This window comes from Exiguobacterium sp. 17-1, from assembly GCF_023096305.1.
GTDB lineage: Bacteria > Bacillota > Bacilli > Exiguobacteriales > Exiguobacteriaceae > Exiguobacterium_A > Exiguobacterium_A sibiricum_A.
Window position 1 is genome coordinate 1,042,527 of sequence record NZ_JALIGJ010000001.1, and the last position, 23,210, is coordinate 1,065,736.

General features: G+C 44.3%; 23 protein-coding genes. 14 read left to right on the top strand and 9 right to left on the bottom strand.

The features are described from left to right. The first annotated feature begins 109 nt into the window (after positions 1-109). The 7 genes from MUN34_RS05135 to MUN34_RS05165 all read left to right on the top strand — a co-directional run bounded on the left by MUN34_RS05135 (position 110) and on the right by MUN34_RS05165 (position 7,629). Positions 110-841 (top strand): ABC transporter ATP-binding protein, encoded by a 732-nt coding sequence (locus MUN34_RS05135; RefSeq protein WP_026828112.1) that lies wholly within the window; start codon positions 110-112, stop codon positions 839-841. Further along, complete coding sequence (locus tag MUN34_RS05140) at positions 838-2,355, top strand: ABC transporter permease/substrate-binding protein (RefSeq protein ID WP_247856989.1); 1,518 nt, start codon at positions 838-840, stop codon at positions 2,353-2,355. Before MUN34_RS05135 ends, MUN34_RS05140 begins: the two co-directional genes overlap by 4 nt. Continuing rightward, the gene (locus MUN34_RS05145; RefSeq protein ID WP_026828114.1) at positions 2,352-3,236 is read left to right on the top strand and encodes a diacylglycerol/lipid kinase family protein; all 885 of its coding nucleotides are present in this window, start codon (positions 2,352-2,354) and stop codon (positions 3,234-3,236) included. The genes MUN34_RS05140 and MUN34_RS05145 overlap by 4 nt, the downstream gene beginning before the upstream one ends. A gap of 196 nt (positions 3,237-3,432) precedes the next feature. Beyond that, positions 3,433-4,779 carry a sodium-dependent transporter gene (locus MUN34_RS05150; protein ID WP_026828115.1) on the top strand — a complete coding sequence of 449 codons (1,347 nt, stop codon included), beginning with the start codon at positions 3,433-3,435 and terminating at the stop codon, positions 4,777-4,779. Between the two features lie 269 nt (positions 4,780-5,048). Beyond that, positions 5,049-5,795 carry a 5-bromo-4-chloroindolyl phosphate hydrolysis family protein gene (locus MUN34_RS05155; protein ID WP_026828116.1) on the top strand — a complete coding sequence of 249 codons (747 nt, stop codon included), beginning with the start codon at positions 5,049-5,051 and terminating at the stop codon, positions 5,793-5,795. Beyond that, entirely contained in the window at positions 5,782-6,993 is a 1,212-nt protein-coding gene (locus MUN34_RS05160; protein ID WP_026828117.1) for a toxic anion resistance protein, read from the top strand. Before MUN34_RS05155 ends, MUN34_RS05160 begins: the two co-directional genes overlap by 14 nt. 51 nt (positions 6,994-7,044) lie before the next feature. Then, the gene (locus tag MUN34_RS05165) at positions 7,045-7,629 is read left to right on the top strand and encodes a deoxycytidylate deaminase (protein ID WP_247856990.1); all 585 of its coding nucleotides are present in this window, start codon (positions 7,045-7,047) and stop codon (positions 7,627-7,629) included. A 259-nt stretch (positions 7,630-7,888) separates the two neighbouring features. Here the strand turns inward: MUN34_RS05165 and MUN34_RS05170 are convergent, their stop codons facing one another. Next, positions 7,889-8,371, bottom strand: a complete 483-nt coding sequence (locus tag MUN34_RS05170; RefSeq protein ID WP_247856991.1) for a hypothetical protein — start codon at positions 8,369-8,371, stop codon at positions 7,889-7,891. Positions 8,372-8,518: 147 nt separating this feature from the next. Here MUN34_RS05170 and MUN34_RS05175 point away from each other — a divergent pair, with 147 nt between their 5' ends. Genes MUN34_RS05175 through MUN34_RS05185 form a run of 3 tightly spaced genes read left to right on the top strand, consistent with a single transcriptional unit; the run spans position 8,519 to position 11,068 of the window. Further along, entirely contained in the window at positions 8,519-9,709 is a 1,191-nt protein-coding gene (locus tag MUN34_RS05175) for an HD domain-containing protein (protein ID WP_051525129.1), read from the top strand. Between the two features lie 11 nt (positions 9,710-9,720). After that, positions 9,721-10,680, top strand: a complete 960-nt coding sequence (locus MUN34_RS05180) for a CobW family GTP-binding protein (RefSeq protein ID WP_247856992.1) — start codon at positions 9,721-9,723, stop codon at positions 10,678-10,680. After that, a complete protein-coding gene (locus MUN34_RS05185) occupies positions 10,673-11,068 on the top strand; it encodes a ribonuclease HI family protein (protein ID WP_026828121.1) in 396 nt (131 codons plus the stop codon). The genes MUN34_RS05180 and MUN34_RS05185 overlap by 8 nt, the downstream gene beginning before the upstream one ends. 31 nt (positions 11,069-11,099) lie before the next feature. Here the strand turns inward: MUN34_RS05185 and MUN34_RS05190 are convergent, their stop codons facing one another. Beyond that, complete coding sequence (locus tag MUN34_RS05190; RefSeq protein ID WP_247856993.1) at positions 11,100-12,416, bottom strand: hemolysin family protein; 1,317 nt, start codon at positions 12,414-12,416, stop codon at positions 11,100-11,102. A 95-nt stretch (positions 12,417-12,511) separates the two neighbouring features. Then, positions 12,512-13,684, bottom strand: coding sequence for an IS200/IS605 family element RNA-guided endonuclease TnpB (gene tnpB, locus MUN34_RS05195; protein ID WP_247856994.1), 1,173 nt, complete (start codon positions 13,682-13,684; stop codon positions 12,512-12,514). Positions 13,685-13,884: 200 nt separating this feature from the next. Here tnpB and fumC point away from each other — a divergent pair, with 200 nt between their 5' ends. Beyond that, positions 13,885-15,279 carry a class II fumarate hydratase gene (gene fumC, locus MUN34_RS05200; protein WP_026828124.1) on the top strand — a complete coding sequence of 465 codons (1,395 nt, stop codon included), beginning with the start codon at positions 13,885-13,887 and terminating at the stop codon, positions 15,277-15,279. A 78-nt stretch (positions 15,280-15,357) separates the two neighbouring features. After that, positions 15,358-16,878: a diguanylate cyclase gene (locus MUN34_RS05205; RefSeq protein ID WP_247856995.1), complete on the top strand. Its 1,521-nt coding sequence runs from the start codon at positions 15,358-15,360 to the stop codon at positions 16,876-16,878. Between the two features lie 79 nt (positions 16,879-16,957). On the opposite strand, the gene MUN34_RS05210 is transcribed toward MUN34_RS05205, so the two are convergent. The 3 genes from MUN34_RS05210 to MUN34_RS05220 are packed head-to-tail and all read right to left on the bottom strand — an operon-like array spanning position 16,958 to position 18,910. After that, positions 16,958-17,443 carry a dihydrofolate reductase gene (locus tag MUN34_RS05210; RefSeq protein WP_247856996.1) on the bottom strand — a complete coding sequence of 162 codons (486 nt, stop codon included), beginning with the start codon at positions 17,441-17,443 and terminating at the stop codon, positions 16,958-16,960. Next, positions 17,440-18,234: a thymidylate synthase gene (locus MUN34_RS05215; protein ID WP_247856997.1), complete on the bottom strand. Its 795-nt coding sequence runs from the start codon at positions 18,232-18,234 to the stop codon at positions 17,440-17,442. The genes MUN34_RS05210 and MUN34_RS05215 overlap by 4 nt, the downstream gene beginning before the upstream one ends. 58 nt (positions 18,235-18,292) lie before the next feature. Continuing rightward, entirely contained in the window at positions 18,293-18,910 is a 618-nt protein-coding gene (locus tag MUN34_RS05220; protein WP_026828127.1) for a hypothetical protein, read from the bottom strand. A gap of 211 nt (positions 18,911-19,121) precedes the next feature. On the opposite strand from MUN34_RS05220, the gene MUN34_RS05225 reads away from it, so the two are divergent. Further along, a complete protein-coding gene (locus MUN34_RS05225; protein WP_247856998.1) occupies positions 19,122-20,795 on the top strand; it encodes a glycoside hydrolase family 13 protein in 1,674 nt (557 codons plus the stop codon). 157 nt (positions 20,796-20,952) lie between these two features. Here MUN34_RS05225 and MUN34_RS05230 read toward each other — a convergent pair whose 3' ends face one another. From MUN34_RS05230 to MUN34_RS05240, 3 genes are all read right to left on the bottom strand, one after another. Further along, on the bottom strand, positions 20,953-21,309 hold the full coding sequence (locus tag MUN34_RS05230; RefSeq protein WP_026828129.1) for a PilZ domain-containing protein: 357 nt from the start codon (positions 21,307-21,309) through the stop codon (positions 20,953-20,955). Positions 21,310-21,391: 82 nt separating this feature from the next. Then, the gene (locus MUN34_RS05235; RefSeq protein WP_026828130.1) at positions 21,392-22,090 is read right to left on the bottom strand and encodes a queuosine precursor transporter; all 699 of its coding nucleotides are present in this window, start codon (positions 22,088-22,090) and stop codon (positions 21,392-21,394) included. A 97-nt stretch (positions 22,091-22,187) separates the two neighbouring features. Next, positions 22,188-22,667: a GNAT family N-acetyltransferase gene (locus MUN34_RS05240; RefSeq protein ID WP_247856999.1), complete on the bottom strand. Its 480-nt coding sequence runs from the start codon at positions 22,665-22,667 to the stop codon at positions 22,188-22,190. 216 nt (positions 22,668-22,883) lie between these two features. On the opposite strand from MUN34_RS05240, the gene MUN34_RS05245 reads away from it, so the two are divergent. Beyond that, positions 22,884-23,198 (top strand): hypothetical protein, encoded by a 315-nt coding sequence (locus MUN34_RS05245; protein ID WP_012370605.1) that lies wholly within the window; start codon positions 22,884-22,886, stop codon positions 23,196-23,198. Positions 23,199-23,210 lie beyond the last annotated feature (12 nt).

The following is a 23,210-nucleotide window of genomic DNA, read 5'->3' on the forward strand; positions in this document are numbered from 1 at the left end:
TGCGCTTTTGAATCGTGTAAATCAGGTTTCAGAACGATTAAATGAGGGAAATTTTACAAAGATAATAAAGAATAGACTTGACTATATTAAGGTGTTGGAGGGATCGTACGTGATTGAATTTAAAGCAGTCGGAAAAACATATCCAGATGGAACAAAAGCGGTCCAAGATTTAAACTTCACAGTCAATCAGGGAGAAATTTTTTGTCTGATTGGTCCGTCCGGTTGCGGGAAAACCACAACGATGAAAATGGTCAATCGATTGATTGATCACACGGAAGGGCAAATTTGGATAAACGGTCAACCGATCATGTCAATCGATGAACATGAATTGCGTCGTCAGATTGGTTATGTCCTTCAACAAATCGCCTTATTTCCGCATATGACGATTGAAGAAAATGTAAGTGTCGTACCGCATTTATTGAAGTGGGAAAAAAAGAAAGTGGAGGAACGTGTGCACACCTTGTTCCAACTCACGGGGTTAAATGAGAATTTAAGAAAAAAATATCCGAGTGAACTTTCGGGAGGACAACAACAACGGGTGGGGGTCATGCGGGCTTTAGCAGCAGAACAAGACGTCATCTTGATGGACGAGCCGTTCTCTGCACTCGATCCGATTTCGAGAGACCAATTGCAAAATGATTTGTTACGTCTAAACGCAGAACTTGGGAAAACAATCTTATTCGTGACGCACGACATGAATGAAGCCTTAAAACTCGGCAGTCGAATTTGTTTGATGAATGAAGGCAAGATTGTCTTGATCGGAACGAAAGAGGAGATTTTGGCGAGCAACGATGAATTCGTTAAGGAATTCATGGGTCAAGTCAGGGGGACTTTCCAATGACAGGATTGTTTGAGACGTATCAAGACCGGAAAGCCGAACTGTTACAAGCTTTGATTGAACATATTCAGTTGTCGGTCCTTTCACTGGTGATTGCCTGTTTGATTGCTATTCCTCTCGGTATTTATTTATCCCGTCATAAAAAATTCAGTGAATGGTCAATCGGTGTCACTTCAGTCATCCAAACGATTCCCTCTTTGGCTTTGCTTGGTCTGATGATTCCACTTGTCGGAATCGGGACGGTTCCTTCAGTCATTGCCCTTGTTTTATATGCCCTTCTTCCCATCGTCCGTAATACGTACACCGGGTTGGCTGAAGTCGATCCATCGTTGAAGGAAGCGGCACGGGCTTGTGGGATGACTCCGATGCAAAGCCTGATGAAAGTAGAGCTTCCGCTAGCCTTACCCGTCATGATGGCCGGCATCCGGACAGCGATGGTCCTGATTATCGGGACAGCGACAATCGCCGCTTTGATTGGTGCCGGAGGACTCGGCTCAATCATTCTGCTCGGGATTGATCGGAACGATAATTATCTCCTCTTACTCGGTGCAATTCCTGCCGCTTTGTTGGCACTTTTGTTTGACGGGTTGTTAAGACAAACGGAAGTGGCTACAAAAAAACGTCAAACAGGTCGACTCGTCGTCGCACTGGCGTTAATCGCGACATTGATCATCACACCATTTGCCCTCGGGCGGACGGAACAACCGGATTTGGTCGTCGCCGGTAAATTAGGTGTTGAACCAGAAATTTTGATGAACATGTACAAGTTGGTCATCGAAGACCAAACGGATTTGAATGTCCAAGTCAAACCGAACTTCGGGAAGACGACATTTGTCTATAAAGCTCTACAGTCCGGCGACATTGATTTATATCCTGAATTCACGGGAACCGTGCTTGCCAGCCTAACCAACGAAAAGCCGGTCTCAAACGATAAACAAGCCGTCTTTGAACAGGCACGCGACGGGCTTGTTAAACAAAAACTGGCATTACTTCCACCAATGAACTACAACAACACATATGCCGTCGCAGTTCCGAAAAAAGTGGCGGATCAATACAAATTAAAGACGATTTCCGATTTACAGCAAGTGGCGGATCAATTGAAAGCCGGATTCACATTAGAGTTTAAAGATCGTCAAGACGGCTACAAAGGGATTCAAGAAAAGTATGGCGTTAATTTTAAAGAAGTAGTGACGATGGAGCCGAAATTACGGTATAAAGCTGTAGAGTCGGGAGACATCCAAGTCATTGATGCCTATTCGACCGATCCGGAAATCGCAAAATATAATATGGTTGTCCTGGAAGACGATCAACAGTTATTCCCGCCGTATGAAGGAGCACCTCTTCTTCGTCAAGAGACGTTAGATGAGTATCCGGAAGTCGAACAGGCGTTAAAACAGCTGGACGGAAAAATTTCTGATAGTGAGATGTCGAAAATGAACGAAGCGGTCGCTTACGGTGGAAAAACCGCGAATCAAGTCGCGCGTGACTATTTACAGAAAGAAGGAATTCTTAAATGAGATTACTATTGATCAGTAACCCGACGGCAGGATCGAATCGCGCTGGTCTTTTACAGGATGTGATTGATCCGCTAGCAGCGATGTTTGACGAAATCGTCATTCGTCAAACCGCTCAAGCACTCGATGCGTTACACTTCGCAGAAGAAGCTGCAGGTTTTGACGCGCTTGTCGTCATCGGTGGGGACGGTACCGTGTTTGAGGTGATCAATGGAATAGCAAAACTGGAGACGCGTCCGATTCTCGGTATTATCCCGGGCGGTACGTGCAATGATTTTGCTCGTACGTTAGGATTGCCGATGGTTCCAAGGCTAGCAGCTGAAATGATTGCGACCCAGCAAATCGTCGAAGTCGATCTTGGGCAAGTCAATGATACGTATTTCTTGAATTTCCTCGGCTTAGGTCTTGTCGCGGAAGCGTCAATCGGGATTGATACGGAAGAAAAAGCGCGTTTAGGTAAAATGGGATATTATCTCTCGACAATCCGGTCAAGTATGGAAGCAGAGCCATTTTCGTACGAACTGGAGTTAGCGGAAGGTCAAAAGATGACCGGGGAAGCCGTCTTGATTTTAGCAGCAAACGGCGAATCACTCGGCGGTATCGAAACCAATTTATCGGAAGGGGCTTACAACGACGGCAAGCTTGATCTTGTAATCGTTGACGAAGTGAATTTGACGACGATCCGTGATGTCATCTTACAAAAAATCGGCTTAGCGACGGAACCGTCGTTTACGCATGTTTTGACAAGCGGCTTCACTCTGAAAACCGATTCTCCGAAAGTCATTGATACGGATGGAGAAAAGGCGATGCATTCGCCGATTGAGGTCAAAGTATTACCGGAATATTTAAAGATGTACAGTGGTCGAATCGATACATTAGTTTGAGGATATCCGTCAATTGAAATGATTCTGATCGAAGTCCACCATACGGACTTCGATTTTTTTAGCTGAAAAATATTTTAATTTACTGCGAATATGCGGTTATGCTTTGACGCTTTAAAGAAAATGTTTGATAAAGGATGACTTCCCGTACGAACTTTTGTACAATGGAAAAGTATTTTTGAAAAGGAGGTCGAGTGCCATGAAAGGAAATGCATGGGCTTCGAAGATTGGATTTATTTTAGCAGCAGCTGGATCAGCGATTGGACTAGGTGCCATTTGGAAGTTTCCCTATACGACGGGAACAAACGGGGGTGGGGCATTTTTATTATTATTTTTAGCCTTTACGCTCTTGCTTGGATTACCGGTCTTGATTGCAGAGTTCTTAATCGGTCGGACGAGTGGAAAAACAGCATTACAGGCTTTTTCAGAGCTTGGTCATAAAAAATATACGTTTATTGGTTGGCTCGGTGTCATCGCTTGTTTTCTGTTGCTCTCATTTTACAGTGTCATCGGTGGATGGGTACTGATCTATATTGTTCTAGGGTTTTCCGGTAATTTAACCGCGATGAGCGGAGCAGATTTAGGTGAATTATTTGCCACGGTTTCTAGTTCTCCAGGCTATGCCATTACGGGTCAGTTGATCTTCTTGCTCATTACGTGTGTGATCGTCTTGCGCGGAGTACAAGCCGGGATTGAAAAAATGAGTAAAATCATGATGCCGTTACTATTTCTGTGTTTCATCATTCTGGTCATCCGTTCGTTGACGCTTGAAGGAGCAGGGGCAGGCGTCCGCTTCTTTATCGAACCGGACTTTGCGGCCTTAAACCGGACATCAGTCCTCAGTGCTTTAGGACAAGCGTTCTTCTCGCTTTCATTGGGGGTATCGGCTATGTTGACCTATGCTTCTTACATGAAAGAACGAGGACAAATTAATCGATCCGCTATCTGGATCGTTTCGTTAAATGTGATTGTCTCATTGCTTGCTGGATTCGCCATTTTCCCGGCTGTTTTCGCATCGGGTCTCGATCCTGCGGAAGGACCGTCCTTGTTGTTCATCGTCTTACCGACGGTGTTTAGTCAAATTCAGTTTGGTTCACTGTTCTTGGTCCTGTTTTTCCTCTTGTTTGCTTTTGCATCAATCACTTCTTCGATTGCCATGCTTGAAGTAGTTGTCTCCGCTATTACCGACCGGAAAGAAACAGCGACGTTTCGAGATAAGAAACGCAATACGATTATTGCTACAGTGTTAATTGGTGTGATTGGTATTCCGTCTGCTCTTTCGTTTGGTTTAGCATCTGACATCACGTGGATGGATAAAACGATTTTCGATTGGATGGACTTTACCGTTTCAAATATCCTCATGCCGATTGGTGCATTGTTGATTTCATTTTTTGCCGGATTTAAATTGGACCGTACCTTGGTTGAACAAGAACTTGTGACGAGTCCGATGATGAAAAAAATACTTCCATTCTGGCGTTTTAGTATTTGTTATCTGAGTCCAGTCGCGATTTTGATTATCTTGGTTTGGCCGCTGTTCGGTTCTTAAGCGGCATATAGCGGCTATCTTACTTCTTTAAAAAAAGTTCGTCTGCAAATTTTTTGTGGACGGATTTTTTTGTTGCCGGTAAGATTGCAGAAATCAAACTTGAGGCGGATGTAACGGGTAATAGATTATGGTGAAATAAGAAATACAGAGGACTAACATTTCGCTAAAACGGGAAACTTTTTGTTATATGATTCGTAATGGTAAGATATAAGTAATAAATGACTAACTTGAAGACAGATAGAGGAACAATCAAAAGGGGTGGTGATGAGATGAAGTCTTCTACATGGTGGGTCCTTGGTTCAATCGGTCTGATGTTTGTATTTCTTCAGGTGGCGGATGCCTTGAATTTTTCCGGCATCTTCATTGCATTAGGTCTTTGGTTCATCTGGAGCGGCTATCGTGCTAAACCGGGTAAACGGTATCGGACTGAACGGAAATCAACAGAATTAAAACGAAAAAACGTTAAAAAGAAACTGCTACTCGATGATGAAGACGAGTTTGTCGGGAGCGTCATCTTAAAGCCGGAACAAGCAACACGCAGATTTGATGAAACAGATGATTTAGAGCTTCAGGTCTTACAACGAACAGTCGAAGAAGGATTTGTCAAACTTCAATCCTTTGATCAAATCATTCCGACGATTCGTGATAGTGAAATCCGATCCGAAATGCGGATCGTTTCCCGTGAAGCCCACGTCTTGTTTGAAGAACTATTTACGGCGCCACGTGAAGTCAAAAAAGTCCGTGATTTCTTTACATTCTATTTGGATTCCTTGCTCTCGATTTCGGAAAAATTTGCGGATCTCGAACGACGGGGTGCGCAAGTTCAAATGGAGACACGGGAACAATTACAATCCAATCTAAAACTCATCGCTGAAAAATTAAAACAACAGCAATCACTGTTGTTAGAAGGTGATACGGTAGACCTAGAACGTGAATTGCTGACGATTGAGAAGGTTTTGGCACAAGAGTCAGAACAACGAAAACAGGAGGAGAGTTATAAACATGACCCATTCTGATAACAATAGCTGGCAACAATGGCCGGAAGAAGAATCAACGACACAACCGACGATTTCAGATCCGTCTGTTGATTTGAATCTTGCAGAAACTTCATCTATACCGGTCCGACCAGTCGAAGACATGATTCCGAGTGACGTTCCGGCCGAACAACGCCAAAAAATTGAACGGTTGCTTCAAGTCATCGATTTAAAAAAATCAGATGCCGTCATGCAGTACGGGGCACCGGTTCAACGCGAATTATCACAGTTTTCAGATCAAGTGTTGAGTGAAGTGAAAATGAAAGACGGCGGCGATGCTGGAAAACTCTTGTCGGATTTAATGCAGCGTGTGCGTCAGATGGATCCGGACACGTTACAAGAAAAGAAGAGTTTTTGGTCAAATGTTCCTGTCATTGGTCGAGCGAAGAAAAAAGCAGAAACGTACTTTTTACAGTATGAAAAAATGAGTGCTTACCTTGAAGAAGTCGTTCACAATTTGGATCGTTCAAAATTCGGTTTGATGAAGGATATTACGTTGCTTGACCAAATGTATCAAAAAAATAAACGGTACTTCGAAGAACTGAATCTCTATATTGCGGCAGGAGAAACAAAAGTTGCACACGTCAGAGAACATGAAATCGAACCGTTGCGCATGGAAGTCGAACGGTCACAGGATCAGACCCGGTTACAGGAGTTGAATGACATGATTCAACTGGCTGATCGGTTCGAAAAGAAAATTCATGATTTAAAACTATCACGGACGATCAGTCTTCAAATGGCTCCACAAATCCGTGTGATTCAACAAAACAATCAAATCTTAGCGGAAAAGATTGAATCAGCGGTCGTCAATACGATTCCGCTCTGGAAAAACCAAGTGGTTCTTTCGCTGAGTCTATCGCGGCAAAAAACAGCCTTACAGATGCAAAAGGATGTCACGAACACGACCAATCAATTATTGGAACAAAATTCACGGCTCCTAAAAGATTCATCCATCGAGATTGCAGAAGAAAATGAAAAAGGAATCGTATCGGTCGAATCCTTGAAAGTGGCGCATCAAAACCTGATCGAAACGTTGGATGAAACGTTACGGATTCAACAGGACGGAAAACAAAAACGTCGTGATGCGGAACATGAGCTCGAACGAATGGAAAATGAATTGAAACAAAAAGTCATGGAAGTAGCTTCAAAAAATCGTGAATTACCAAACCGCCCTTACTAAGGAACACATTTATGTGTTCCTTAGTGGTTTATTCAAAAGGAGAGACGGATCATGAAAAAACAACATCAATGGGATACAACATGGCTTTTGTTTGCAAGGATGATGGCGGATCGGCATTCGAAATGTGCTTCAAAGTCCGTTGCCTGTGTCATTGTCAAAGATGAAAAACCGATATCAATCGGAATTAACGGAACACCCAGTCAACATGTGAACTGCAATGAAATTTATTTAAAACAAGATAATATTCTGTATAAAGCCGCAGCAGAAGGACGTAACCAGGAGCAGCCTGACGCTGTATCTATCGTACATAACGGTCAAGTATTTTTCCGCTGTGACAATCAAGAAGAACACCACGAGTGGTCGAAGATGAACGAGATCCACGCTGAAATCAATGCGTTAGGAAAACTTGCAGCAGACTCGACCAGCGCCCGGCATGCGACAGCATACGTAACCCACAGTCCTTGTCATGCCTGCAGTTTAGCCTTGATTGCCTCGAAAATTGATCGTGTCGTCTATTCGACGGGTTACGAATATGGGGATGGATTGAAGCTGATGCGACAAAGTGGGATTGAAGTTCTTCATCGTCCATTAACAGAAGAATATTTTCTTGAAAGAATTTTCGATAAAGACTTGTAAACGCTTCCATCGCATTGTATTATGAAATTAAGCATTGCCATGGTAATTATTCACTCTTCCATTCGGGATAACTTCAATCGAGGTTATCCCACTTTTTTTTGAAAAATAAATTGACATATTTCCAATATTCTGCAATGATGTATATAGAATATGACGAAGCGGAATGCCGCATTTTCATTAGAAATATCCATCAAGGAGCTGGAATGCCAGGTCGTTGAAAAAAAGTCCTGACTCATTTGAGTCAGGACTTTTTGTGTGGTTAATGCAGGATAGCCCAAGAAGTCTGAAGCCGTTCGGCTCGAACGAACACCTTTTTGGCCGTCGCGCCAGCTAAAACGGTCATTAAACGTTGGCAAAGAATATCCGCTTGTGTTTGGTGCAGAAATAATTGTTGGATGAAGCGCGAGAAGACGACGTCATTGGTTGCAAGTTGCCGTTTAAGTGTCGCGTTGGACATCCGATTGATTTCATCCGCATCGAAACCCGCTCCCGGATTAAATGAGGAGATAATCAACAGCTTAACAGGGACAGCATCAAGTGATAAACCAAGTGCTTTAACCTGTTGGCATGCTAAGACCATTTCTTGATAAATGAGTTGATGTAATAAACAAGGATCCTTCAGAACAAGCGGATCATAAATCGAAACGGCTTGACGAAGTTGTTCACGTGTTACGGTAGATGGATCCGATTCCAGTTCTGAAACTTGAACCGTATCATAACAAGTCGATAATGAAAAAATCATCCGGTAATCCTCCTTATCATGGATAATTTGTCTTCACTTGTCATTTTAAATCATAAATGAAGCGCTTACAATGAATGTTTTAACGTATGCAGGAATAGAGAAGATTTGTTATCATGAAAGGCAGAGTAAATGAGAGGAGTGTTGACGATGATTCGATTATTTAAAGCCATTCCAGAGCTTGAGATGCCGGTTTATAGCGGAGAAGACTATCCACTTGAAGGAACCGAGACGGCGACAGGATTTCTGATTTCCAATCATGTTCCTGGAGAACAGGTGGAAGAAACCCTGCTCGTCGCATCGGCTGAAATTAAAATAAGCCAGACAGGTCGTGAATGGTTACAATTTACCTTCAACTCTCCGAGTGGTACATGTAAAGGGAAACAATGGTTGAATCAGGGAACAGCGGAAGAAGCAATGCGTCCATACCTTGAAACAGGTATCGTTCATGTCGTTGCCAAAGTGGAAGAATATCCTGTTGATTCAGGTAATAAATCATTGACCGTCCAGCGGGTGAAAGCCGTTCACAATCAATCGGGCACGGCATTTTTACCACAAATGCCTACTGGCGAGTCTGCAAGCGGCTACCGGGATCAATTGATTGGTCTGATTGGCAAGATGGAGGCACCGCTCCGGCAAGTGGCACATCGTGTGTTATCGTCATATTGGGAAGATTTCTCGACCCGTCCAGCGGCTTTGTATCATCATCATGCCTATATCGGCGGTCTGTTGAAGCATACGACCTGTATGATGACGATTGGTTTTGGAATCTGTCAATCGGAACGTCCGGACTTGACGCTTTTACAATGTATTCAAGAAGCCGAGGCGGATCATAAAAACGATTTGTTCCAAGCGAGTGAACGGGACATGCGTCAGTTTGCCTGGGATGACAGTTTTGATGCCTTGTATCAGGCTGCACGATCGATTGCGTTGTTAAACGACCGTCCACACCAGGATGAATTACTGTTGGGGATTTTGTTGCATGATATCGGAAAAATCTTTGAATATACCCATCTCGGAGCGAGCAACGACCGCTTTTCCCGTTTGGTCCAAGTGGAACCGGCCGATGAAAAGCTGTCCGGTATTACCTTAGATCCGAACGGTGTGTTAGTGGGACATATGCCTTATGGATGTTTTGTCCTGGAACAAGCGTTACAAAAAGAAGCAGTCCGCCTTCCGGTTGATCAGTACCACCGGTTGATGCATATGATTTTATCCCATCATGGCAAAAAAGAGTGGGGATCAAGCGTCACCCCGCAGACGACAGACGCCTGGTATTTACATGCCATTGATTTACTGGATGCACGAAAAGAAAAATGGCGGCAGTCGCAGTTAACATAAGGAGTGAACACATGTCAGCACGTATTCAAACATCCCTCGTCACCGGTTTTTTAGGGGCAGGGAAAACAACATTATTGAACCGGATTGTTGCGAATCCGATTGAAAAAGTAGCATTACTCGTCAACGAAGTCGGCGCCGTAAACATCGATGAAGCGCTCATCGAACGAAGTGATGAAGAGGTCATCGAACTGACCAATGGTTGCATCTGCTGTTCGATTCGTGGTGATTTGCGGGATGCGTTACTCCGGATTGCTAAAAAAAGACGTGACGGTGAGATGGACTTTGATCGTTTAATTGTTGAAACGACAGGGATTGCCGATCCGGGTCCTATCTTACAAACGTTTTACTTTGAACCGGCGGTCGAACAACAGTATCAAATATCGAGTGTCATTACGGTCGTCGATGCCTATCAACTGGAACGACAATTGACATTTGAAGAAAATGTCCGTCAAATCGGCTTTGCGGACACTTTATTGTTAAATAAAACCGATTTGATTTCGGCAGACGAGGTCACGGCGGCAGTCAAACGGATATCCGAACTGAATCCAACGGCGTTGATTCTACCGACCATCGAATCGGACACGCCGATTCAACAGTTATTCGAAACGTTTCATTTTCCAAAGCAGGAAGAAGAACGGTTGGCACAACAAACTGACGGTTTACAGAAAGCGGCGGAGTCCTTCACAGCGTTGACGATTACAGAACAAGTTCCGTTGCACCGTCAACGCTTTGGTGCCGTTTTGCGAGAAATTCTTGAAGCATATGCCGAAGATTTATACCGCTATAAAGGAATCCTTTATTTTTCGGATACGGATCGAAAAATCATTTTACAAGGAACTGGTATGATTTATGGAACGGCAACACGTGGTGAATTTGAAGGACTAAAACAAACAACGCTGGTTTTCATCGGAAAAAATTTAGATGAACAAGCGATTCGAAAAGGTATAAAGGCGGCGAGAGAACATGGTTGAACTATATTTTGACGGAGCAGTCCGTCCCTCGAATGATGATGCGGCAGTCGGGATTTTTTGCAAAAATTCAGAAGGTCAGGTCATCGAACGGACGTTTAGAATTACGGCTGAGAATAATCACGAAGCTGAATTTCAGGCATTTTTAAAAGCTGTCGAATTAGCGGAAGAATTATTGGCACAAGGGGAAAGTGTATTTTCTTTCCGTACGGATTCAGAAGCCGTTTCGTTGGCAGTTGAACGCGAGTTTGCCAAAAACAAGCGGATTCAAATCTATTTTGATCCGGCATTTGAGCGGTTTTCCCTTCTACCGCTTGCGTTCGTCAAGTGGATTCCACGGTCAGAAAATAAAGCCGACCGTGTAGCAAAAGATGCGTTAAATGAATATTGATCTAAAAAACTGACCGGGTCTCTGAGACCGGTCAGTTTTTTGGTAGAGACGTTTCGTCGACAGGTTCCTCCAGTCGTTCGATTAAGATTTGGTCAATCCGTCGACCATCCAAGTCGACGACTTCGAACCGGTAGCCGTCGCTCGTGACATGACTTCCTCTTACCGGAAATTCGCCGAGCAGATATAAGACGAGTCCAGCCACCGTATGATAACTATTTTTTTCTTCGCCTGGTAAGTCTGTTTTAATACCGAGGACACGCTTTAAATCATCAATATGCAGTAAGCCATCCGCCAAGTAAGACCCGTCCGCCCGTTGCACCAGTTCCGGCTCCTCTTCGACAGTCGAGATTTCACCGACGAATGCTTCGAGAATATCAAACAACGTAATCATTCCTAAAAAGCCGCCGTACTCGTCCAGTACAAAAGCAATCGAGACCGTTTCTTTCCGCATCCGTTCGAGCAAGACAGTTGCTTGTAATTGTTTTGGAACAATGAGCGGTGTGTGGATCAAAGATTCAATGGCAACAATCGGTTGATCAGTAGCCAGAATTTCCTTCGCATCGATGTATCCGACAAAGTGATCCAAATCACCATGACCAACGGGAAGGTTCCGGTGTTTTGCGCTGCGTAAGTCAGCTAGAATCTGTTCCGGTGAATCTGTCAGATCAATCCATTCCGTCACCGTCCGCGGCTCCATTAATTCATATGCCAGCTGATCATGGAAAGCAAATACCCGCGAGACTTGTTCCGCTTCTGACATGGCGAATGTTCCTTCCTTCGTCCCACGAATCAATAACTGTTTGACCTCGTCTTCGGTCTCATCTTCCGTTTGAAGCCGATCGAGCCCAATCATCCGAAAGATGATACTTGTTGATTTACTTAAGATGAAGATGAACGGTTTTAAGACACTCGAGAATAAACGCATCGGTTGTGCCAAGACCATCGTGACACGCTCCGGACTGACGAGGGCGATACGTTTCGGGACCAGCTCACCGACGACCAGCGATAAATAGGTGATGATGGTGACGACGATGATATAGCCGATCGTACTGGCGTAAGGTGCCAACCACTCAAAACGGGCGAGCCAGTCAATTAACGGAGCGGATAAAGCAGCACCGCCAAAGGCCCCGTTGATGATGCCAATCAAGGTAATGCCGACTTGAACGGTCGACAGCAAATCCGTCGGACGTTCCAAAAAGTCGAGGGCTATTTGAGCGGATTTTTTTCCGTCGTCCGCATATTGTTGCAGTTTGGATTTTTTGGAGGACAGTAAAGCCAGTTCCGTCATCGCAAATACTCCGTTCGCCAGAATTAAAAGTAAAACAATTGTTAAGTTAATCAACCACATCTAGCATTCACTCCTTTTCGTTGAACTACCCCCACCTACGCTACGCTAAGAGGTGGAGGATTCCTGAGTTATCCGACCTATCGGTCGAAAAATGATCAGGCTAACCCCGTCGTCCCGACGGTTGAAGAAGCTAAGAGGCGTTCAGCTTCTTGTTTGAGATTCAGTCCTGCGTTCACATCTCGGTCATGATGGATCCCGCAACTCGGGCATGTCCATTCTCGCAAGCCGAGATGTTTCACGTCCTTGTGTTGATGACCGCAACTCGAGCAGAGTTGGCTCGAAGCGAAGGTCTTGCCGACCTTCACGACGGTTTTCCCGTACCAGCCCGCCTTGTATTCCAACATGCGGAAGAACTCCGACCAGCTGACGTCCGAGATGGACTTGCTCCACTTGCGGTTCTTCTGCATGTTCTTCACCTGCAAAGTCTCGATGCTGATGACGTCGTGGTTTTGGACAATCTCGATCGATACCTTGTGCAGGAAGTCGGTTCGCTTGTTGGCAATCTTCTCGTGGATGCGGGCGACCTTCCGCTTCTGCTTCTGATAGTTCTTCGACTCGGAAAGTTTCACTTTCCTGTTCAATGCGATGCGTTGACGACGAGACAACTTACGCTGTTCGCGCGCCAGCTTTTTCTCGAGCGAACGGAAGTAACGGTCGTTCTTGTATATCGTGCCGTCTGACAGGGTGGCAAAGTTCTTGAGTCCGACATCGACGCCGACGGATGAACCGGTCTTCGGCAGTTCGTTAATTTCCTGCTCGACGAGCAGGGAGACGAAATATTTCCCTGAAGCGTTGCGTCGAATCGTGGCGTTCAAGATACGGCCTGTGATCTGTTTTGAATGGGCGAAACGTACCCATTTCAACTTTGGAAGTTTGAGCTTGTTTCCGACGATTGACACTGCAGGAAGCTGATTTTTGCCTTGGATGTTGGTCTTGTACGATTGGACGGGATTACGCTTCGACTTGAATCGAGGACGTTTGTTCTGCTTGTTGAAGAAGCGGTCAAACGCATCGGCAAGATGTTTGACGCTGATCTGAACAGATGTGCTATCGACTTCCTTCAACCAGTCGAACTCCTGCTTCAACAAAGGAAGCTCTTTGGAACAAGAGCCGTAGGACAGTCCTTTTCCAGTGGTCTTGTACCTTTCATCCCACTTCGCCAGGAAGTGGTTGAAGACGAAGCGCGAACACCCGATCGTCTTCGCGATCAGAATTTCCTGCTCTTTTGTCGGGTAGATTCTGAATTTGTAGGCCTTGTGTTTCAACACCATTTTTCACCTTCTTCAAAGGAAATATACCCTGAAAGTAAGCTGGCGATTCATCTCCCACTTTCACTTCGTTTAGAAGTGGGCGTATTCTCGCCTGATTTTTGATAACAAACTATTCCCCAAACTGGCCTCTATCATTCCCATTCGTGACGGTTTCCGTTAAACTATTAATGTATCAGCAGATAAAGGGGGAAATTAGCATGGAATACCGTTTAGAACACGACACGATGGGGGAAATTCGTGTCCCGGAAGCACAAGAATGGGGAGCACAAACACAACGGAGCTTGGAAAACTTTAAGATTGGAACAGAAAAAATGCCGATTGAAATCATTCGGGCATTTGCGGTTCTCAAAAAAGGAGCGGCTTTAGCCAATCGTGATTTAGGTGTCCTGGATCAAGAGAAAGCCGAAGTGATTGCCGAAGTATGTGACGAAATCATCGCCGGACAATTCGACGCAGAATTTCCACTGGTTGTTTGGCAAACCGGATCCGGTACACAGTCGAACATGAACGTCAATGAAGTCGTCGCACGTGTCGCGACACGGAAACTTGCCGAACGGGGAAGCAAGCAAGTCATTCATCCAAATGACGATGTCAACAAATCACAGAGTTCGAACGATACATATCCGACCGCGATGCATATCGCAGCGAAAACGATTGTCATCGATCAACTGTTGCCAGCGATTGATGCCATCCATGCGACGCTCGACGAGAAAGCAAAAGCCTTCTCAGACATCGTTAAAATTGGCCGGACACATTTACAGGACGCAACACCAATCACACTGGGACAAGAAATCAGTGGGTGGGTCCGGATGTTACAGCTTTCGAAAAAGATGATTGAGTTGACGTTAGAGCCATTGACGGAGCTAGCCATTGGCGGGACTGCAGTCGGAACCGGAATCAATGCCCATCCGGAATTCGGAGACCGGGCAGCTGAGAAAATGAGTGAAGAAACCGGGAAATCATTTGTCAGCGCTGAAAATAAGTTCCATGCCTTAACGAGCCATGATCAACTGGTCTTTTCTCATGGCGCCATCAAGGCGCTTGCAATGGATGCGATGAAAATCGCTAACGATGTCCGCTGGTTGGCATCAGGTCCTCGTGCCGGAATTGGCGAAATTACGATTCCAGAGAATGAACCGGGGAGTTCCATCATGCCTGGAAAAGTCAACCCGACACAAAGTGAGGCACTGACGATGGTTGCAGCCCAGGTTCTTGGGAATGATGCGACAATCGGATTTGCTGCAAGTCAAGGGAACTTTGAATTGAATGTCTTTAAACCGGTCATCATGTATAACTATATCCAGTCGGTTCGTTTGTTGACGGATGCCCTGCATTCCTTTAATGACCACTGTGCGGTCGGAATCGAGCCGGAACAGACCGTCATCGCGGAAAACGTCGAACGTTCGTTGATGCTTGTAACGGCACTCAATCCACATATCGGATATGAAAACGCAGCTCGGATTGCTAAAGCTGCGCATAAAGAGGGTACAACTTTAAAAGAGGCTGCACTCGCAACCGGTTTATTGACAGAAGAACAGTACGATCAATGGATTGTTCCAGCTGACATGGTTCATCCGAACTTAAAAGCATAATCGAAAACGAGGGTCTTCCCTCGTTTTCTTTTCAGTCGAACGGATGAATTCGGCTGTATAGAAAGAGAGGGAAGACTTGTGGAAACAACAAAAAAACAAATTGAAAAACAAATCGATCAAACGATTCTGATGGTCGAACGTTTACTCCGGATGGATTCGGTCCCGAAGTCGGAGTTACTTGTTTTCGCACAGTGGCTCAACCGGTTTAGCGAACACGATCAAGCGGAATTTTTCGAACGGCAGACCGCACGCTGGGTGAGTGAGTTAGACAGTGTGATAGAAGAAGTGACGCATGATCAGATCTTAACGCTGCTCGCACCGGTCATCGATCATCTGTCAGAACGGGGACGGAAAAAAGTTGTCCGAAAAGAAATGATTCTTTCAGTCACAAAACGATTTTTAGATAATATTCAATGGAAAAAAGCATTGGAACACGAACGATATATGACACGTTTCTTTGGCTCAATCGAAGATACATTAGAAGTCGGGTACGATTTGCATGTCGATGCGATGTTGATTGACTACGAAATAATCCGAATGACGGATGATGCATTGATTGTGAAGTTGTTTAAAAAATTGGAAGCATCGTTTATTCCGCTGATTTTGATTGGACCAAATGACCCGGCTGTCCGTCAGGCTTGTTATGCGCTCGGGACAGACGACTATTGGGATGAAACCGTCGGAATCGATGAACGTAAAATTCGCCTGAAGCGTTTGCTACGAAAATTACGAACGGTTTCTTCTTCGATTTTAGTTGATGAATTGACAGGAGCCTTTAACCGGAAGTACCTTCAAAATGCTTACCGAAGACGGACATCTCGGTTAGAACGTGATCATCAATTGTTTGCTTTGGCCATCTTTGATTTAGATCACTTTAAACGGATCAATGATTTGCATGGTCATCCAACGGGAGATCTTGTGTTGACTGAGCTGGCTGCCTTGACGAAACAAGCCCTTCGACAAGACGACGAATTGGTTCGGTTCGGTGGAGAAGAATTCATGGTGTTGTTTAGCGCGGATGATTCGAATCATGCTACAGAAATGATGGAGAAAGTTCGGGCTCGGATTGAACGTCATACATTTCCAAATGGATTGAAAGTAACGGTTTCAATCGGATTAACTGTCATTGATGATGTAATGATGGATTTAGAGGAAATGACGTCTGAAGCGGACGAAGCGCTTTATCAGGCCAAACGAAATGGCAGAAATCAGGTTATAGTCTATGCAATGGCAACTGTTAAAGAGAAAGTGAAGGCCGTCATTAAAATCGAAAAGGCGATTCTTCCATCCCTTTCGCGTATAGAAATCCCGATTCATCCGAAATATGATTTTGATCTCGTAGCTGACGATCAAAAAACATCCGGCTCGATTCAATTATATGTAATGCCGCTTGAACAACTGGCAGCATCAAATTTTAAGCGTGTCGACGAATGGAAGCAAACACGTGATAAAATCATTGACGTGATCGCAATTGCCGACGAAGAAAGTCAATTGCTTGGACAAGCGCTTGAACGGGGGGTTACGGATTATTGTTTGTCTCCTCTCGATCCACATCAAGTAGAAGAACAAATTCGACAATGGGTAATTCGTCTTCCGTGACGTCAGTAAACTAAAAGACACCTCGACTTTTTAAAAGTCGAGGTGTCTTTTTAAAACGGCTTTTGAAAACAAAAGGATATTAATGAAGAGGACGATCAAATTGTTTAATTGTAAAGGCTTCTGAATGTTGTGGGTCAACGGGATGGAACGTCTCGGACGAACAAACGAAGTCATCCGGGATCTCGGGATAATAAACATCCCCTTCGATGATGGCATCGATTTCCGTCGCATAAATCCGCTTGGAAAGAGGCAGTGTTTGTTGGAACAGTTCGCCACCGCCAATCAAAAAGACTTCCTCTGCCGACTCTGCAAAAGCAGCCAGTCCGTCTAAATCATACCAGATCGTAATTCCTTCTGCATGGAAATTTGGATCACGCGTAATGACGATATTTTCGCGACCCGGTAATGGACGACCAATCGACAGAAATGTTTTTCGGCCCATGATGACCGGTTTGCCGTAGGTCGTTTTCTTGAAATGGGCCAAATCAGCGGGGAGATGCCACGGCATCTCGTTATCCCGACCAATGATCCGGTTTTTTGTATAGGCAACGATATGCGAAATCATACGGCGACGACTCCTTTAATATGCGGATCAGGATCGTATCCTTCAATGATGATATCGTCAAACGTAAAGTCTTCAATGCGTTCTACTTCCCGGGCAAAACGAATCGTCGGTAAAGGTTTTGGATTCCGGCTCAATTGGAGATTGACTTGATCCAAGTGATTCGAATAAATATGGGCATCGCCTAAGGTATGAACAAAATCGCCGACCTCGAGTTTACACACATGAGCAATCATATGGGTCAACAAGGCATAGGAAGCAATATTGAACGGTACACCTAGGAAGACATCGGCTGACCGCTGATAGAGCTGACAAGAAAGTTTCCCATCTGCTACGTAAAATTGGAACAACAGATGGCAAGGCGGTAAAGCCATCTCCTCCAGTTGACCCGGATTCCAAGCACTGACAATCAAACGACGTGAGTCCGGATTCACTTTGATCTGTTCAATGACGTCCGCTAATTGATCGACTGTCGTTCCATCCGGTTTAGGGAACGAACGCCACTGGGCACCATAGACCGGTCCGAGATTGCCGTCTTCGTCAGCCCACTCATTCCAAATGCGGACACCATGTTCTTGCAGATAGGAAATGTTGGTTTCACCGGAGATAAACCAAATCAATTCATGAATGATGGACTTCATATGTAACTTCTTCGTCGTTACCATTGGAAAACCATCTTGTAACGGAAACCGCATTTGATGACCAAAAATACTGATGGTGCCGGTTCCCGTCCGATCTTCTTTTTTGATGCCATGCGTTAAGATTTCCTGACAAAGTTGATGATACTGTTTCATGAATAATGTCCCCCTATTAAAGCTATCTTCCTATTGTAGCCGAATCCCCTGGACCGAATCAACCGTTGGAAGAGGTCGGAAGATGGCGCCGGAACAAATAACTGAACAGACCAAACAATGGCACGATGTCCCGCCAGCCAAGGCGTCCGTCTTGTCGCGCCCGTATTCTGTGTAACATGAACAGCTGTAAAATATAAAACATCACCAAATCGACAGTCATCGTCCGAACGAATTGATTTGTCATAAAATAGACTTGGAAAATAGACCAGTCTGAACGTGCTAAAGCTAACCAGATGATGACGGCTGACAGAACAGCCAGCAGTGCGACAACGTAAGGGATGAACTTCCGACGTCGAAACGGCAAAAACGTTTGACGCGGGATGGCGAGTGCTAGATACGGCATGAGGATAAATGATCCCAACGCAAAGGCGCCAAAACTTGCTAACATCGGGGAAGGTTTCAAGAAGCGTTTTTCATCTAAAAAGAGCATAAAAAAGGCTGCTGGATAGATACCAAGTAATGTGAATAAACTGAGTGCAGACGTATCAAACTGGCTTTGATCAAACCGTAAAAAGGATAGGAGAAAACCGGAAGGAAAGACTCTGTTATTCCCAAACAGTAAGATGAAGACAATGGCGATAGCCCAAACTAGAAACAATAAGTAACGACGATACATGTTGGTACGCCTCCTCTCTTAAATCATTTTCCTCAATCGGAAAAATTCAAACGTGAAACGCTAAGTCCAGTATACCGGAATCCGGATGAGGGTATCCTCTTGTTTTGATTACAATATTCGTGATACGCTAACGATGAAATAAATGGAAGCGCTTTTATCAGAAAGTGCAATCGCTTGCATAAATTGTTCACAAGAGGAGTCGATCAATCACATGGAACGTAAATGGTGGCATGACAGTGTAGTCTATCAAATTTATCCGCGCAGTTTCAATGATTCAAACGGAGATGGAATCGGAGATCTTGTCGGTATCATTGAAAAACTGGATTACTTAAAAGAACTTGGAATTGATGTCATTTGGCTGAGCCCTGTCTATGACTCACCAAATGATGATAACGGGTACGATATCCGGGATTATGAGGCTATCATGGCCGAATTCGGAACGATGGCAGACTTTGATCGTCTACTCGATCAGGCGCATGAGCGGGGTATCAAAATCGTCATGGATCTTGTGGTCAACCATTCGTCGGACGAGCATGCCTGGTTTGCAGAGTCACGAAAGGGTAAGGACAATCCATACCGGGACTATTACATTTGGAGAAGCGCCAATGAAGACGGTACGTTGCCAAACAACTGGGGATCTATTTTTTCCGGACCGGCTTGGGAACTGGATGAAACGACAAATGAATACTACTTACATCTATTCTCTAAAAAACAACCCGATCTCAACTGGGAAAATGAAAAACTCCGTCAAGAAGTCTACCGGATGATCACCCGCTGGTTGGACCGTGGGATTGACGGCTTCCGGATGGACGTCATCAACTTAATCTCGAAGACACCCGGTCTTCCGGATGCGACGGTTCCTCCCGGTGCTTTATACGGGGACGGCGGACAACATTATATTAACGGACCAAGAATTCATGAGTTTTTAAAAGAAATGAATGATGCTTCTTTCGGTAATTATGATGTCTTGACGGTTGGCGAAATGCCGGGGGCGACAACTGACGACGCCATTCTTTATACAGATCCGGAACGAAAAGAAGTTAACATGGTCTTTACATTTGAACATATGGACTTGGATTCCGGCCCCGGTGGCAAATGGGATGTCCAACCGTTCAATCTTCAAAAACTAAAAGAAAACTTCACGAAATGGCAAGTCGCCTTACACGAAAAAGGCTGGAACTCGCTATACTGGAATAATCACGACCAGCCACGGGTTGTTAGTCGCTTCGGAAATGATACGATGTATCGCGTCGAATCCGCTAAAATGTTAGCGACCCTGCTTCACTTGTTAAAAGGAACACCTTACATTTATCAAGGGGAAGAAATCGGTATGACGAACGTTGCCTTTGAATCGATTGAGGAATATGAGGATATCGAAATCCGTAATATGTGGAAAGAGCGGACCGACCAAGGGGCTTCACCGGCAGAGTTACTGCGCGCTGTCCATGTGAAAGGGCGAGATAATGCGCGGACACCGATTCAATGGGATGCGACCGAGCACGGCGGCTTTACGACAGGAACACCATGGTTGAAGGTCAATCCAAACTATCCATTGATTAACGTCGAACAAGCTTTGGCGGATCCCGATTCAATTTTCTATTACTATAAACAGCTGATTGCGTTACGTCATCAGCACGATTTAATCGTATACGGCGAATATGCGTTGATTTTAGAAGATGAGACTGATGTCTATGCCTATACCAGAACGTATGAAAATGAAACATGGTACATTTACTGCTCATTCAGTAAAGAAGAAGTAACGATTCCATTGTCACACGATACCTCTGATTCAGTCATCGGTAATTACAACGAATCTCCAATGGTCTCGAAAGAAGAGTTAGTCCTTCGGCCATATGAGGCGATCGTCTACCGGACGGTCCAGTAAAAAAGACCAACTTCTATAAAAGAAGAATGAAAATAAGGATGGCGGACATAAAATCCGCCATCCTTATTTTTAGTTGTTGAAGTCAGCTCTTTAAACAAAGGCAGAGAAGGAACTTCTGTTTCCAGGAACTTCGATTTCAAAGTAAAACACATGTCATTCAAGAGGTCGTTTTAACGAATTGTTTGATTGTGTCTATAATCTGTTGTTGCTCGTCTTTGGTCGTTTCGAGTCGTATACCATACAAACGCTGAGCATCAAGCCATTTTTCATGTAAAATAAGTCCGTTCAACTTCAAAGGTTCGAGACCGCGTATAAGAGAAAACTCGACGACGATTGACATCGCACGATCAATCGGTAGTTTCAGCGGCGTTGCAATGGCCATACCACTAGGTGAAATATTATGAATTTTCATCAATCCAACCGGTGTCTGCCGTCCATCTTTGACAAGATAAAATTCACCAGCAATCGGTTCATCGAAATGATACCGGAATGATTCGTTGCGTTTGACTTTCAAGATGAACACCTCCTGATTTCCATTATCCGTTAAAAGAGGACAATCTTCTAGAGAAATGTTGAAAATCAGGAAGGTGATTGTATCAAGCTGCTACATCCTTAGATGGAGTGGTCGGATGAATACGTTTAGCAATATACATGAAGGGAGTTGCGACCCAGGCAATAACAAATTTAGCGAGATAAGTGGTAATGAAAATCTGCCACCAGATATCAAACGGTAAATTATGAAAAGCGATCGCACAAAACGTCAACGTATCAATCAATTGGCTGAGGACCGTCGAGCCAGTTGTGCGTAACCAAAGTTTCTTTTCTCCGGTCTTTTGACGGATTTTTGAATAGATAAAAACATCAAACAATTGCGATACAAGATAAGCAGACAAGCTTCCAAGCGCAATCCAAGGAAGTAAACCAAATAAGAGGTTCAAAGAACTCGACATGTCTTTCGCCAGTGTGTCATTAAGTGGCGTATACAATAAGCTGTATTGCATCAATAATGTTGTCGTAATCAACGAGAAAAAGCCCATATAGACGCCTTGACGTGCTACTTTCTTCCCGTATTTTTCATTTAAGATATCGGTTGCCAAGTAACAACTCCCGTAGACGACGTTCCCTAATGTGAAAATATAAGAATATAGTTCAACTTGTTGTGTGACTTGGATATTGGCAATGATCGTCGCGATAGCAATCCACATCATCAGACCGGTTTTGCCAAACAGACGATAACTGAGTAATAATAATCCCATCGTAATTAAGATGGAAGGAAACCATAACCATTCGTTCATGTGAGAACTCCTTTCTGAATCATACAAACCAGAATTTTACGCTTTTTTTGGATTGATGTCAAAAAAAAAACCGACGCCTGGCTGCGTCGGTCGAACTTCAAGGGCGTTGTAAAGAGTAACGTTTACGCCGACCCTTACTGAAATAATCGTCTTGTTTGATGAATCCGTTTGTCTTTAAAATCTGAGAAGCGATCTCTTGATGGGGAGACGTCGGTAAGACGCGGGCGCGTACTTCATAAACAGCCAATACATTTGATTGCTCGAGTGCCTGTTGTACAGCCTTCGTTCCAAAACCTCGTCCGCTGTATGAGTCGAATATCATCAAATCAAGTTGGAAATAATGTCCCATCTTTAATAAGAGCACACGACCGATCAGTTGTTCGTCGACGAGAAGATCAAAGTAGAAATCTTCGGCATAACTGTGTTCAACAGAATCGAAGGCGCGCTCGACCCCGAGCTCATGGTCGTATCCTTGAATTTCCTGACGAGATAATCCGTAAGCCTGTTCGCCGTACTTTAAAAAATGTTCGAATTCAGTCTGATCTACATGACGTAGTGTCCGACGTTTTAAATCCATGACGGTGTCCTCCTCTGATCGCAATTCACTCTGCTCATTTATTATAGCGACTTCGGGAAACAAATTGCAAAAGATAGCTGGAGTGAGTACTAGAGAAGTAAGTAACGGTAGGGAAGCGAAAAAGTAAGTTGTAAACGGATTGTGATTGTTTCAATTAGTGATGAATATGGTAAAGTAATGATGTAGACATATGTATGCTGGAAGGGGTTGGAAAATGTGTTCACAGAACGGGATGGAATCAAATTACGCTTAGAACAAATCGAACGCTTATATTCTGATTTGAATCGGGAAGCGAAACAATTGACGGAGCGGTTACGCCAACTTGATGAACAAGGTGACGAAGTCCGTCACGATCTTGCATTAAATAAAGAAGATCGCGACCACTTGAAATCAAGTATCGATGAGACGTTGCAGGCATTGTTACAACGGACGACTGTTGATGCCAAAGTTGAACAGGAAAAACAAGAAGATTTAATTTCTAAAAAAGCACTCATCGAAGACATCGAAGGGTTATTGAAGAAAAAGAAATAAGCTAGCCTGCGC

Excerpts from the sequence above, each read along its gene's own strand:
- MUN34_RS05235 (WP_026828130.1), bottom strand. The coding sequence starts at position 22,090 with ATGAACGAATGGTTATGGTTTCCTTCCATCTTAATTACGATGGGATTA.
- MUN34_RS05210 (WP_247856996.1), bottom strand. The coding sequence starts at position 17,443 with ATGATTTCGCATATCGTTGCCTATACAAAAAACCGGATCATTGGTCGG.
- MUN34_RS05170 (WP_247856991.1), bottom strand. The coding sequence starts at position 8,371 with ATGATTTTTTCATTATCGACTTGTTATGATACGGTTCAAGTTTCAGAA.
- MUN34_RS05165 (WP_247856990.1), top strand. The coding sequence starts at position 7,045 with ATGAAAAAACAACATCAATGGGATACAACATGGCTTTTGTTTGCAAGG.
- MUN34_RS05185 (WP_026828121.1), top strand. The coding sequence starts at position 10,673 with ATGGTTGAACTATATTTTGACGGAGCAGTCCGTCCCTCGAATGATGAT.
- MUN34_RS05225 (WP_247856998.1), top strand. The coding sequence starts at position 19,122 with ATGGAACGTAAATGGTGGCATGACAGTGTAGTCTATCAAATTTATCCG.
- MUN34_RS05190 (WP_247856993.1), bottom strand. The coding sequence starts at position 12,416 with ATGTGGTTGATTAACTTAACAATTGTTTTACTTTTAATTCTGGCGAAC.
- MUN34_RS05240 (WP_247856999.1), bottom strand. The coding sequence starts at position 22,667 with ATGGATTTAAAACGTCGGACACTACGTCATGTAGATCAGACTGAATTC.
- MUN34_RS05155 (WP_026828116.1), top strand. The coding sequence starts at position 5,049 with ATGAAGTCTTCTACATGGTGGGTCCTTGGTTCAATCGGTCTGATGTTT.
- MUN34_RS05150 (WP_026828115.1), top strand. The coding sequence starts at position 3,433 with ATGAAAGGAAATGCATGGGCTTCGAAGATTGGATTTATTTTAGCAGCA.
- MUN34_RS05175 (WP_051525129.1), top strand. The coding sequence starts at position 8,519 with ATGATTCGATTATTTAAAGCCATTCCAGAGCTTGAGATGCCGGTTTAT.
- MUN34_RS05145 (WP_026828114.1), top strand. The coding sequence starts at position 2,352 with ATGAGATTACTATTGATCAGTAACCCGACGGCAGGATCGAATCGCGCT.
- MUN34_RS05220 (WP_026828127.1), bottom strand. The coding sequence starts at position 18,910 with ATGTATCGTCGTTACTTATTGTTTCTAGTTTGGGCTATCGCCATTGTC.
- MUN34_RS05180 (WP_247856992.1), top strand. The coding sequence starts at position 9,721 with ATGTCAGCACGTATTCAAACATCCCTCGTCACCGGTTTTTTAGGGGCA.
- fumC (WP_026828124.1), top strand. The coding sequence starts at position 13,885 with ATGGAATACCGTTTAGAACACGACACGATGGGGGAAATTCGTGTCCCG.
- MUN34_RS05215 (WP_247856997.1), bottom strand. The coding sequence starts at position 18,234 with ATGAAACAGTATCATCAACTTTGTCAGGAAATCTTAACGCATGGCATC.
- MUN34_RS05160 (WP_026828117.1), top strand. The coding sequence starts at position 5,782 with ATGACCCATTCTGATAACAATAGCTGGCAACAATGGCCGGAAGAAGAA.
- MUN34_RS05140 (WP_247856989.1), top strand. The coding sequence starts at position 838 with ATGACAGGATTGTTTGAGACGTATCAAGACCGGAAAGCCGAACTGTTA.